7 protein-coding genes and 1 pseudogene are annotated in these 12,186 nt (G+C 70.9%); 1 reads left to right on the top strand and 7 read right to left on the bottom strand.

The genetic code is table 11. The annotated features are described in order from the left end of the window. Window positions 1-69: 69 nt before the first annotated feature. The 3 genes from ACIOWN_RS23525 to ACIOWN_RS23515 all read right to left on the bottom strand — a co-directional run bounded on the left by ACIOWN_RS23525 (window position 70) and on the right by ACIOWN_RS23515 (window position 7,701). Window positions 70-4,557 carry an FtsK/SpoIIIE domain-containing protein gene (locus ACIOWN_RS23525; RefSeq protein WP_401983286.1) on the bottom strand — a complete coding sequence of 1,496 codons (4,488 nt, stop codon included), beginning with the start codon at window positions 4,555-4,557 and terminating at the stop codon, window positions 70-72. A 371-nt stretch (window positions 4,558-4,928) separates the two neighbouring features. Next, a complete protein-coding gene (locus tag ACIOWN_RS23520; protein ID WP_401983285.1) occupies window positions 4,929-6,809 on the bottom strand; it encodes a protein kinase in 1,881 nt (626 codons plus the stop codon). A gap of 43 nt (window positions 6,810-6,852) precedes the next feature. After that, window positions 6,853-7,701, bottom strand: coding sequence for a menaquinone biosynthesis protein (locus tag ACIOWN_RS23515; protein WP_362355864.1), 849 nt, complete (start codon window positions 7,699-7,701; stop codon window positions 6,853-6,855). 559 nt (window positions 7,702-8,260) lie between these two features. On the opposite strand from ACIOWN_RS23515, the gene ACIOWN_RS23510 reads away from it, so the two are divergent. Beyond that, the gene (locus ACIOWN_RS23510) at window positions 8,261-8,464 is read left to right on the top strand and encodes a cold-shock protein (protein ID WP_004984723.1); all 204 of its coding nucleotides are present in this window, start codon (window positions 8,261-8,263) and stop codon (window positions 8,462-8,464) included. 208 nt (window positions 8,465-8,672) lie between these two features. Here ACIOWN_RS23510 and ACIOWN_RS23505 read toward each other — a convergent pair whose 3' ends face one another. The 4 genes and pseudogenes from ACIOWN_RS23505 to ACIOWN_RS23490 form a co-directional block, all read right to left on the bottom strand. Continuing rightward, a complete protein-coding gene (locus ACIOWN_RS23505; protein WP_401983284.1) occupies window positions 8,673-10,646 on the bottom strand; it encodes an AMP-dependent synthetase/ligase in 1,974 nt (657 codons plus the stop codon). 207 nt (window positions 10,647-10,853) lie between these two features. Next, a pseudogene (locus tag ACIOWN_RS23500) lies at window positions 10,854-11,156 on the bottom strand (TetR family transcriptional regulator); the annotation flags it as partial. Window positions 11,157-11,233: 77 nt separating this feature from the next. Beyond that, window positions 11,234-11,545 carry a DUF4229 domain-containing protein gene (locus ACIOWN_RS23495; RefSeq protein WP_362355860.1) on the bottom strand — a complete coding sequence of 104 codons (312 nt, stop codon included), beginning with the start codon at window positions 11,543-11,545 and terminating at the stop codon, window positions 11,234-11,236. 102 nt (window positions 11,546-11,647) lie between these two features. Continuing rightward, on the bottom strand, window positions 11,648-12,172 hold the full coding sequence (locus ACIOWN_RS23490) for a GNAT family N-acetyltransferase (RefSeq protein WP_401983283.1): 525 nt from the start codon (window positions 12,170-12,172) through the stop codon (window positions 11,648-11,650). Between the last annotated feature and the right edge of the window lie 14 nt (window positions 12,173-12,186).

The raw sequence follows: 12,186 nt of genomic DNA, 5'->3' as shown, positions 1-12,186 counted from the left end.
CCGGCCGACAAGGCGCGGCCGGGACTCCGTCCGCTCGGACGGAATCCCGGCTCCTGCGCCGCCGTGTCGTCAGTCGTTCATGACGGCCTGGACGGGCATGAACGAGCCTCCCGACACGAACAGCCCGCTGCCGGCCGGTCCGCCCCCGCTGTTCGTCGGCAGCCGGATGCCGAACAGTTCTCCGTCCGATGGGCTTTGAGGGGCTAGCAGCAAGCCGTTTCGGGACTTGCGGGCCTCTGTGACGAAGCCGCGGTACTGGCCCGAAAGGCTGTCCGTCATACCGGCGGCGATGAGTCCGATGCCCCCGTCCCCGCCCTTGCGGACCACGCTCTCCAGGGCTTCGTCGAGCCGAGTGTCGTAGATGAGTTCCGCGTCGTCGACGACGACGGCGTACGGGCCTCCATCGAGGTTCTCCACCAGCTCCTCCAGGTCCTCCTCCCGGCTGTCGGCGTTGAGGAATCCGAGGACACCGGCGCGTCCCTCCAGATCACGCAGCGGCGAACGGCGCGGGGTGACGACGACCACGGGGGTACCGGCCGCGAGGAGTGACTGGGTGGCGGCCTTCAACAGGGTCGAACGGCCGGACTTCGGCGGGCCTGCGATGACGAAGCCCGGTCCGTTCTCCTCCAGGTCGACCCCGACGGGGCGCAGTTCGTCGCCACCGACACCCAGCAGTGCCCACAGTGGCGACGGGGGTGCGAAGTCGGGGTCCAGGGCCAGCGCCTCGGAGGCCGTGATCCGGGAAGGCAGCGCGTCCACCCGCATGGGGCGGCGCCCGGCCGGCAAGCGGCCGTGGCGTGACGCGGCCTCCTCCGCGATGGCTCGCAACGCACGGACCTGGGCCTGGCCCGCGGGATCGTCGTCCAGTAGGGCGATCTGGGTCTCGTCGACACCGACGTCGGTGATGCGCAAAGCACGGCCCGGTGGCATGTTCTTGGGCACTTCGCGAGCCTGGAGGCCGGCCGTGGAGTAGTCGTTCGGGTCGGCGAAACGCAGAACGAGCCGCTCGGCGAAGGCGGAGGAGACATGCCCGCTCAGGCCGCTGCGGTCGGCGGTCATGACCACTTTCAGGCCCACCGCGGAGCCTTCACGGAAGATGCGCTGCATCAACTCGATCAGCTGACCGTAGTTGAAACTCTCGAAGGCGGAGGTGAAGCCTTCCCAGCTGTCGAGGAGCAGCACCATCCACGGGAGCCGGTCCTCCGGCGCTGCGGCTGCGCGCTGTTCCGCGGCGCTGGAGGCACCTTCCATGGCCAGCAGTTGCTGACGCCTCGCGATCTCGGCCAGCAGCCGGTCGACCAGGCGCCGCACCCGGTCGGGCTCGTCGCGGCTGACCACTGCTCCGACGTGCGGCAGGCGCATCAACGGCAGCAGTGCGTTGGAACCGCAGTCGATGCCGTAGACGTGCACGTCGTACGGCGAGGTGGTGCGGGCCAGGGAGCCGGCCAGCGTGCGCAGGGCTGTCGAGCGCCCGCAGCGTGCGCCGCCCACCAGCATCGTGTGCTCGCCATGCACGAGGTCCAGGACCATGGGCCTGCGGCTCTGCTGGGCCGGGAGGTCGATCAGGCCGAAGGGAATGGGCGGCACATCCTCGCCGTAGGCCTTCTGAGTCGAAGGGGCCTCACCATATGTGGCCAGTTCTTCCAGCGTCACCTTCTGCGCCAGCGGCTCCAGCCACGGGCTGCGCTGCTTTCCGACGCCCATCCGCAGCGCGCCGTCAGCCACGGCGTCGACGAGGACCGCCAAGTCGGTGACCATGGTGCCGTCGGTTTCGGACTCCGCCGGCTTTGGCAGCGGGCGGCCATAGGCATTCCAGGGCAGGTGGAGCAGCGTCGCCTTGGGGCCGGTACGGCCCGTGGCGGGGCGGCGGCCACCGATACGCGCCGACTGCACGCCCACCAGGGACTGAGCACCGGAGCGAACGTACATGCGTCCGGGGCTGGACTTCGCGATGGCGCCCGAGTCGGGGGCGTCGATGACGTCCATGGACTCCGACGCGTCCGTCACCCGTAGCGCGATCCGCAGGTTGGTGTTGGCGCGGATGTCCGCGCTGACCACACCAGCCGGCCGCTGCGTGGCCAGGATCAGGTGCACACCGAGGGAACGGCCGCGGCGAGCGATGTCGACAAGGCCTGCGACGAAGTCGGGGAGTTCGGCTACGAGCGAGGCGAACTCATCGATGACCAGGACGAGCCGAGGCATCGGCTCGAGCTCGGGCCTGATCTCGCGAGTGTCGTTGTAGTCCTCGATGTCCTTGGCGGCCGCGTCGAAAAGGATCTTCTCCCGGCGGTGCAATTCGGCCGCGAGGGATGCCAGGGCCCGCTCGGTCAGGTGCGCGTCCAGATCGCTGACCATGCCGACGGTGTGCGGCAGCCGGGCGCAGTCCATGAACGCGCTGCCGCCCTTGTAGTCGATGAGGACGTAGTTCAGGGCGTCGGGGCGGTTGGCGACGGCGAGCGAGGCGATGATCGTCTGCAAAAGCTCGGACTTACCGGCACCCGTCGTACCCGCGACAAGTGCGTGCGGACCATCTCGCCGGATGTCGAGCACGAACGGCCCATCTGCCGCGATGCCGATGGGCGCGGCTGTGGTCGAGCCACCCGCCTTCCAGATCCGCTCCACATCCATGCCCGTGGGATCGGGCAGCCCCAGCAGACTCAGCAAGCGGGCAGAGGTGGGAAGGCTGCTGTCGGCATCGTCACGGCTGACATCACGTACGGGCGCGAGGGACCGGGCGAGCAGTTCGCACCACTCCAGTGTGACCTGGTCGGCCAGCACGTCCCCGACGGACTCCAGGCCGTATCCGCGCACCCTCACATGGTGCGCTGCCTCGGCCGCCCAGGCCACGACAGCCTTGCACTCCTCGGGCAGCAGGCGCTCGTCCTCGTCGATGCAGAGAGCGAGGATGCCGTACTGCGGTCCCTCGGTGAGCAGTTGGGGCATGCCGGCTACCCGGCGCAGAAGGCGGGCTCCGTCGAGGACCAGCAGGATGGTGGGGTCCGGGTACAGCTGACCCGTCATGTTGTTCTGCTCGCGGGCCGCCTTGCGCCGGGCCAGCTCGTTGAGGAGCTCGTTGACCCGACGGGTGATGCCCTCCGAGTCGAAGCCGACCAACGCGACGCAGTCCTGTCCCTGATCGGGGTTGGTGTGGGGCAGCCAGTGCGTCCACTGCCACTCGGCTCCTGCGGCCGGGGTGGCGGCGAGCGTCACGAGCGAGAGGTCCCGGGGACTGTGGAGGACGGCGGCCTGAACGCCGAGCCACCGTGCCGTGGCGAGAGCTCGAGTCCGGTCGCCCGCGATGCCGACGATCCCGACCCGGGCGAAGGGGAGGGTGACCGGTACATCCGGCAGGACCGGAGGCTCCGGAGCGTCCTCGGCGTACGAGGTGATGCCGTTCGCGAGGACGAGTTCGACGTCGGAGGGCAGGTTGCCGACCCCGACTCTCAGCTGCATCGCGTCCGGGTCCGTGAGCCGGCGCTCCCAGAGGCGGCGACGCGGACCGGTGGCGAAGAGCAGGATCTCGGCCGGATCGGGGGTGTCCTCGCGGCGAGCGCGCTGCTCCTCCTTTCCCAGCACGGCCAGTTCGGCCTGGTGGGCGGCGAGGTCCTTCTTGTATTGCCTGAGCGAGGTCTTGTGCTTCTTCTTGCCCTCACGGTTCTCGCTCAGCCACTGGCCCGCCATCATCAGCGGGCTCATGAGACAGAACGCCAGCATGTAGATCTGCTTGGTGACGAAGTACATGCCCAGCCCGAAGAGCAGGGGCATGAACGCCATGAGGAACTGGAAGCGTGCCCGCTCTCCCTTCGTGGGTGGCACCGGCACAACGAGCCGCCGCCGGGGGCGCAGTGAAGAAAGGCGCGGGGGACGGTTGTAGGCCAGGCCGCCTTCGCTCATCGGGGACAGATGTGCGTCGGGCTCGGACATTTTGTCGAGTACCACGAGTGAATCGCCGACGCGTACGACACCGCCGAACGGCCAGGTGGTCCCTGCCCCCACCGAATCGTCGTCCAGTCGCACACCAGTGCTGCCCTCAGGGCTGAGTGTGGCGTTGCCCCGCACATCAATGGTGAGCCGGAGCGCGACCGGCGGCACAGCGGCGTCCGGCAAGGAGAGCGAGCAGGTGGGCGCCGATCCGACGGTGGCCACACCGACACCCAGCCGGATCACCCGGCCCGACGCGGGGCCGGCTGAGACCCTGAGCTCGTACTGACCAACCGGCTCGCCCCGGCGAAGAAGTGGGCCTATCGAGTCGTCGACGGAGACGCGCATGCCGTCGCGCAGCACGGCGACCGCGGGGGCGCCCTGGTCGCAGGGGACGCCGTCCGCCCACAGCGACAACGTCCCGCATGCCGCGGCGTCGTAGCCGGGCAGGGAGGCAGGGGATCTGCCGGGCATCGGCACGACGTTTCCCCGGGTTCCACCGGGCGGGTGCACCGGGTGGTCGAAAGCCGCCCCCAACGCCTCCGCAACGTCTCCGGCGGTAGCCGTGTCGTCGGTGGTGACCACGACGTCGTGCGGCTCACCGCCCTCGCGCACGACCGTGACTAGCGTCTGCATGCTGGTGTTCCTCCCCGTTGGCCTCTGTGGCCACATTCGTTGATACAGCTGACGGAGACTAGTGGCAGCCCGGGTTGCCGCTCCCGTCCGATGACGTCTCACAGCCCTTAGGGTTTTCACGTCGTTCGCCACGAATGAATGGGCGCGGATCACCGTGAGCCGCGGCGAGTCCGGCCGCCAAGGCGCGCACTGTGTGCTTCGGCAACGTCCCGCAGGGCTTGTCCGTCCTTCCGTGTTGCCCTGTACTGCGCTGTGGCTTGAGCGGTTGGCGTGCTGTCGTTCGCTGTAGCAGACACAGTAGTGACAGCGGAGGCGGAAAAGATCCCTGGGGCACTGGCGGGGAGACTGGTTCGATTCGCCCTGGCCCGGAGTTACTTGACCCTCGACAGCCGCGCCACCGGGTTTCCCTCCGCCGAGCTGTCCGCCGTGTACTTGATGTCGTCGCCCACCGGGGTGAGGCGGACCGTGTGCGGGGCCGGGTTGCAGCCCGCGTGGTTGGTCCTGGCACCGCGGGAGACTGCGACCAGCTGGGTGCTTGTCACCTGCTTCAGGGTGAGCACGTCGTCGCAGATGCCGCCGAGCTGGTCCGTCTGGCGGAGGCTGCCCAACTCCTGGCCCACGGCGGCCTGGTGGACGGTCAGCCGGAAGTCGCCGAGGGGCAGGGTGCCGTCGAGGGCGGTGCCCTGGCCCTCCCAGGTGCCGAGGTAGCGGGCGGGGACGGGCGAGCCGGTGGTCGTCGGTCCGGTGGAGCGGTGGTCGCCGCTCGCTGTGGCGGCCGGTGGCGGTGTCCCGCCGGCGCTGTCCTCGCCGCCGTCCCGGAACGGCAGCAGCCCCAGCACCGAACCGGTGGTCACCACCGCCAGCGCGCCGGCGACCACGAGAACCATGGTGCAGCTCAGGCGGCGGCCCCGGCCGTCGGCGCCGGGCGCCGCACCGCCGGCCACGGTGACGGAGAACCGGCCGCGGGCGGTGACCGGAGCGGTCGTCCCCTGCGGGGGCGCGTCCTCCCGCGCGGGGAGGGATGGAGGCGGCGAGGCCAGCATGGAGGGCGGGGGCCCGAACCCACCGCCGAGTGCCGCTTCCGCGGGCTGGGGGCGCTCACCGGTGGCGGGTCCGGTCACAGGGCCGGGCAGGGAGGGGCCGAACCCGCCGCCGGGTACGGCATCCGCAGGCCGCGGGCGCTCACCGGTGACCGCCCCGGGGAAAGGGCCCGGCAAGGACGGGTCGAACCCGCCGTCGGGTACGGCATCCGCGGGCCGCGGGGGATCGTCCGTGGCTTTGGGGGGTGGGCCCGGGACCGAGATCCTGCTGAAATTCAGTGGGCCGGACGGCGGCTGGGCCGGGGGGTCCGGCGCCGTTGCCTCCAGGTTCAGGAGCGATACGGCGCTGCGGCTGACCTGTTCGACCAGGCGGGACGGGAGCCAGCCGGCCACGATCAGGCGGGAGGCGCCCTCGGGGGCGAGGCGGCGGGCCACCTCGCCGGGGCCTGGGCGGGCAGCGGGGTCCTTGGCCAGGCAGGCTGCCGCGAGGTCCCGCAAGTCTCCCGCCAAGGAGCCCAGTTCTGGTTCCTCGTGGACGACCTTGTACAGGAGCGCCGCCGAGAAGTCGCCCCGGAACGGGGGCTCGCCCGTCGCGGCGTGCACCAGCACCGCGCCCAGCGAGAAGACGTCCGCCGCGCCCGTGACGCCCTTGCCGAGGATCTGCTCGGGCGACATGTAGCCGGGCGAGCCGACCGAGACGCCGGTCGAGGTCAGGGACGCGGTGCCGTCGGTGGCACGGGCGATGCCGAAGTCGATCAGCAGGGGGCCGTCGAGGGTGAGCAGCACGTTGGACGGCTTCACGTCCCGGTGCACCAGGCCGAGTTCGTGCACTGCCGCCAGCGCCTCGGCCAGGCCCGCCCCCAATGCCCGTACGGAGTGCCCGGGCAGCGGGCCGGCGTCCGCGACCGCCGCGGCGAGGGAGGGGCCGGCCGCGTAGGCGGTGGCCACCCATGGCACCGGCGCCCCGGGGTCGGCGTCCAGGACCGGCGCGGTCCAGGCACCGCCCACCCTGCGCGCGGCCTCGACCTCGCGGCGGAACCGGGCGCGGAACTCCTCGTCGAGCGCGAAGTGCGGGTGCACGATCTTCACCGCGACCGTGCGGCCGCCCGCGCTGCGGCCCAGGTAGACACGGCCCATGCCGCCGGAGCCCAGCCGACCGAGCAGCCGGTAGGGGCCCACGGTGGCGGGCTCGTCCTCTTCGAGCGGCTGCATGGCGCTTCCCCCTCCCCCTTACGCCTCACAGCAGGGTAGTGCGCTACGGCCGCAGCAGCTCCACCTTCACGTCCGCGGGGAAGCCGGTCGTCGGGCCGACGCGCCGCGCGAACTCGGCGACCGCGGCCAGTTGCGGGGCGCCGAAGCTGAAGTCGAGGGTGGTGAAGTACTGCTCCAGGACCTCCTGGTCGAACGCCTCCCAGCGGGCCGCCTGTTCGGCGACCTTGCCGACCTCCTCGAGGGAGAGGTTGCGGGAGGCCAGGAAGGCCTCGTGCACCTTGCCGGTGATGTCCGGCTCGCGCCGGAGGTAGTCGCGCCGGGCCGCCCAGACCGCGAAGACGAACGGCAGTCCCGTCCATTCCTTCCACAGCTGCCCGAGGTCGTACACGTCGAGTCCGTAGCGCGGGCCGTCGTGGAGGTTCGCGCGCAGGGCGGCGTCGCCGATGAGCACCGCCGCCTCCGCCTCCTGCATCATCAGGCTCAGGTCGGGCGGGCAGGTGTAGTAGTCGGGGGTCACCCCGTACCGCTCGGCCAGCAGGAGCTGGGCGAGGCGTACGGAGGTGCGGGAGGTCGACCCGAGGGCGACCCGCGCGCCGTCGAGCCGGTCCAGCGGGACCTGCGAGACGATCACGCACGACATCACCGGGCCGTCGCAGCCGACGGCGATGTCGGGGAAGGCGACCAGATCGTCCGCGTTCTTGAGGAACTCGACGAGGGTGACCGGGCCGATGTCGAGTTCTCCCCGCACGAGCCGCTCGCTGAGCTTTTCCGGGGTGTCCTTCGTCAGCTCGAAGTCGAGGAGCGTGCCGGTTCTCGCGAGCCCCCAGTAAAGGGGCAGGCAGTTGAGGAACTGGATGTGGCCGACGCGCGGCCGGGTGCGAGAAATGTCCACATCGGGAGGCTAGACCCTGCGCGGCGCGCTCCCCCCGCCGCCCCCGCCACCCTCGCCGCGGCCCCCGCCGCCTCCGTCATGACCACTCCTTGGCCGGCCCGCCCCGGACACCCGTCCTGGACACCCGCGCCGCCACCCCGTGACCCGGCTCGCCACGGACTCCGCCACCGCCACGCCACACCCGACTCGCCCCGGACGCTCCGCCGTCGCCCCCGCCTCCACTCCGCGGCCGCGCCCCAAACCCCCGCCACGATCCCGACGACCCCGATTGGCGCAGTCCCCGCCGGCCTTCTGTGAGGGTCTGCCGATCTCGGTGCGTCAACCTCTCACCAGAACCTTCAAACATCCGGGTGAAGTGATCTTGACCTCTATTGCATTCGGCGGCCCACATGCTAGGCTCGCCAGCAAGTTGCAGTTTGGTTTCCCTTGCAGTACAGAGCCTGCGGAGCATGTGACCGCGGGCTCTGGTCGTTTTCAGACGTATGCAGTTGTGCGGCGATTTCGTTATCACACTTGCAGGTTCTGGAGCAGGGCGACCCTTTGAGCCCAAGGAGGGCTTATGGCTACCGGAACCGTGAAGTGGTTCAACGCCGAAAAGGGCTTTGGTTTCATCGCCCAGGAAGGCGGCGGCCCCGACGTTTTCGTCCACTACTCCGCAATCAACGCGACCGGTTTCCGCTCCCTCGAAGAGAACCAGCAGGTGAGCTTCGACGTCACGCAGGGTCCGAAGGGCCCGCAGGCGGAGAACGTCACCCCGGTCTGAGCGTTCGCGCGCAGTATCCGTTCTGAGTGCAGTACCCAAGGAGCCCCGCGCCGTCAGGCGACGGGGCTCCTGCCTTTTCCGGCCGGGGCGGCCGAACCCGGGACATAACGCCCGGTGAATTCCCGGGGAACTCTTTCCCCTGGCCCTCGGAACGCCCTCGGAACGCCCTCCGAACACTCCCGGAACGCTCCCGTGAATACAGCGGACGCTAGGCGTACAGCCCCTCCACCTCCCGCGCGAAGTCGCGCAGGATCACCTCCCGGCGAAGCTTCATCGACGGGGTCAGGTGGCCCTCCCGTTCCGTGAAGTCCACGGGGAGCACGGTGAAGCGGCGAATGGACTCGGGGCGGGAGACGAGCTTGTTCGCCTCGTCCACGGCACGCTGCAGGACCGCCGCCAAGCCCGGGTCGTCGACGAGGAGTTCGGCGGGGACGGGGGGCTTGCCGTTCATCTGCCGCCAGTGGGTGATGCCTTCGGGGTCCAGGGTGATCAGTGCGGAGATGTAGGGGCGGCGGTCGCCCAGCACCATGCACTGGGAGATCAGCGGATGGGCTCGGAGCCAGTTCTCCAGCGGGGCCGGGGCGACGTTCTTGCCGCCCGCGGTGATCAGAATTTCCTTCTTGCGGCCCGTGATCGTCAGGTAGCCGTCGTCGTCCAGGCGTCCGATGTCGCCCGTCGGGAACCAGCCGTCGTGCGTCGCCGGTACCACCCCGCCCGCGTGCGGGTTCCAGTAACCGCGGAAGACCTGGCCGCCGGCCAGCAGCACCTCGCCGTCCGCCGCGATGCGTATCCGTGTGCCCGGCAGCGGCCAGCCGACCGTGCCCAGGCGGGGTTTCTGCGGGGGCGTCACGGTGGCCGCTCCCGTCGACTCGGTCAGGCCGTAGCCCTCGTAGACCTCGACGCCGGCCCCCTCGTAGAACGCGGCCAGACGGCGGCCCAGCGGGGAGCCGCCGCAGATGAGGTAGCGCAGACGGCCGCCGAGCGCGGCCCTGATACGGCGGTAGAGGAGGGCGTCGTAGAAGGCGCGGGCCGTCTTCAGAGCGCGGCCGGGCCCGGGGCCCGTGCCGTGCCGGCGGGCCTCGGCCGCCTCGCCGTAGCGGCAGGCCACGTCGGCAGCGCGGTCGAAGGACGAGGCCCGGCCGCCGCGCTCGGCGGTGGCGCGCGCGTTGTTGTAGACCTTCTCCAGCATGTACGGGATGGCCAGCAGGAACGTCGGCCGGAAGCTCGCCAGGTCCGCCAGCAGGTGCTCCGACTTCAGGCTCGGCGCGTGGCCGAGCCTGACGCCCGCGCGGACGCAGGCCACCGCGACCATCCGGCCGAAGACGTGGGAGAGGGGCAGGAAGAGGAGCGTCGAGGCCTCCTCCGACGTCTTCGCCTTGAAGGCCGGGTAGAGGACCTCGATGGCGTTGTCGACCTCCGCCAGGAAATTGCCGTGGCTCAGCGCGCAGCCCTTGGGGCGGCCGGTCGTGCCCGAGGTGTAGACCAGGGTGGCCAGCGTGTCGGGCCCGAGGACGCCCCGGCGCACGGTGACCTCCTGGTCCGGGACGCCCGCTCCGCACTCCGCCAGGCGGTCGAGGTGGCCGTGCTCCATGACCCACACATGCCGCAGGTCCAGCAGGCGCTCGCGTTCCGGGCCGAGGGCCGCCGCCTGCCGGGCCTTCTCCGTCACCAGGGCGACCGCGCCGGAGTCCTGGAGGATCGAGCGGACCTGGAAGAGGGAGGACGTGGGATAGACGGGGACCGTGACCAGGCCGGCGGCCCAGGCGGCGAAGTCCAGCAGGGTCCACTCGTACCGCGTGCGCGCCATGACCGCGATCCGGTCGCCCGGTGCCAGGCCCTCCGCGATCAGGCCCTTGGCCACCGCGAGTACCTGTTCGGCGAACTGCGCGGCCGTCAGATGCGTCCAGCCGCCGTCGGCGTCCGGGCGGCTGATGACCCGTCGCCCGGGGTCGGCGCTCGCGTTCTCGAACGGCAGGTCGGCCAGCGAGCCGTGCGTCACCGGCGGGACCAGCGGGGGTACGTACGCCTCGCGCACCTCGCCGTCCAGCCGCCGGGTCTGCGGCGCCACGAACGCCGGGCCCGCGTCGGGGTCGTAGTCGAACCCCGCCGAGGGTGACGGGGCCGGACCGCCGTGGGACGACGGGGACGAGGGCGACGAGGGCGACGAGTACGAGAGGGGCATGGCGGCTCCTGGTGCCTGCAGCTTCGCGCTGCTCTGCTGCGGTGGTACGCGCTGCGCTCACCGGTCGTTCACCGGTGGTGCGCGCACTTGAGGTGTTACCGCCGGTTGCATACGGGATCGTACGGGGCCGGGATGGGGAGTTCGTGCGGTTTCGGGAAGGGTCCGGAGACGGTCCGGGAACAGGGCTGTGCCCTCACCGGTCTCCCTGGCGAGCCCGGCAGCCCCTTCCACTCGGGCAGGGCCGGGTTGCGCCTCACGAGCGGCGACGAGGATCAACTCGGCGACGAACGCCACGATTTCCGCGCGCATCGCGGCGATCTCGGCCGCGAACGGCTCGCCGTGCGTACGGGCCTGTAAGTGCAGCACCGCCCAGCCCTCCGGGTGCCGGACGGTGTGTGTGAAGAACGCCCGCAGTCCTTCCCAGAGTTGGCGGTCGGCGGACAGTCCCGGGCGGACTCCGTCGCGGACCGCCCCGGTCAGCGCGGCGGCCTCACGGCGGATGCAGGCAGATCAGGCCGTCAGGGCCCCTGCCCCGACCGCATCAGACATCAGGACACCACCCCTGAGCCCGCTCCCCGCATCGGACGTCAGGACGCCTGCTCCCGCGGCTGCGCCTGGGACCGCGCCCGGTCGTCGGCGAGGTCCTCCTGGCCCGCGTTGGCCTCGAAGTTCGCCTTCATGCGGTCCACCCGCTGGGCCACCTGCACCGACGCCCGGTCCCGCTCCTTGCGCAGGGCGACGAAGCTGATCGGGGCGGAGATCACCAGGGCGAGCGTGGCGATCCACAGGCCGTTGGAGCCGCCGAGGCCGCGTGGGGCGAGCCCGGAGTGGACAAGGCCCCAGACGACCACGAGGCAGCCCACGAAGATTCCGAGGCGCATCAGCGTGTAGCGGAGCATCTCAATCCACTCTTCCGTTCCGAAGGTTCCCAAAGGGGCACCGTCCAGTGAAGCACGCCGGATGCCCGATCACTCATGGGGGTGCGAAGGACCGGTAAAGCCTCAGGTCAGCGGCAGCAGCATGATCACGTCGTCCCGGTCGTCACCCGCCTCCACCCGGATGGCGCCCGGCACCCGTCCGACCTCCTTGTAGCCGCAGGAGGCGTAGAACCGCTCCAGGCCGAGCCCGCCGCGGCAGGTGAGCCGGATCGCCTCGATGCCGGCGAAGCCACGGGCCGCGTCCGCGGCGGCCGCCAGCAGGTCCCGTCCGTGGCCCCGGCCCTGGTCGCGCGGGTGCACCATCACCGTGTAGAGCCAGAGCCAGTGCGTCATCAGCCGGTGGGTGTTGAAGGTCAGGAAGGCGGTGGCGGCGACCCGGCCCTCCTCGTCGTGGCCGACCAGCAGCCGTGCGCGCCCCTCGGTCAGCGCGAGCAGCTGCCTGACCAGTTCCGGACGTATCTCCTCCCGCGTCGCGGGCGGCAGGAACCCGACCGCTCCGCCGGCGTTTGTGACATCGGTCCACAGGTCGAGGATGCCGTCGCGCAGGGCAGGGTCGACGGCGGGATCAAGGGTGAAAGTAAGGGGCATTGGGCGATCATACC

The organism is Streptomyces sp. NPDC087787, assembly GCF_044743035.1.
GTDB lineage: Bacteria > Actinomycetota > Actinomycetes > Streptomycetales > Streptomycetaceae > Streptomyces.
The sequence above is the reverse complement of the archived record's forward strand: the minus strand, read 5'-3'. Positions and strand labels throughout refer to the sequence as shown.

What these genes read in the sequence shown, in the direction of transcription:
- ACIOWN_RS23525 (WP_401983286.1), bottom strand. Translation starts at nt 4,557, where the DNA reads ATGCAGACGCTAGTCACGGTCGTGCGCGAGGGCGGTGAGCCGCACGAC.
- ACIOWN_RS23520 (WP_401983285.1), bottom strand. Translation starts at nt 6,809, where the DNA reads ATGCAGCCGCTCGAAGAGGACGAGCCCGCCACCGTGGGCCCCTACCGG.
- ACIOWN_RS23510 (WP_004984723.1), top strand. Translation starts at nt 8,261, where the DNA reads ATGGCTACCGGAACCGTGAAGTGGTTCAACGCCGAAAAGGGCTTTGGT.
- ACIOWN_RS23505 (WP_401983284.1), bottom strand. Translation starts at nt 10,646, where the DNA reads ATGCCCCTCTCGTACTCGTCGCCCTCGTCGCCCTCGTCCCCGTCGTCC.
- ACIOWN_RS23495 (WP_362355860.1), bottom strand. Translation starts at nt 11,545, where the DNA reads ATGCTCCGCTACACGCTGATGCGCCTCGGAATCTTCGTGGGCTGCCTC.
- ACIOWN_RS23490 (WP_401983283.1), bottom strand. Translation starts at nt 12,172, where the DNA reads ATGCCCCTTACTTTCACCCTTGATCCCGCCGTCGACCCTGCCCTGCGC.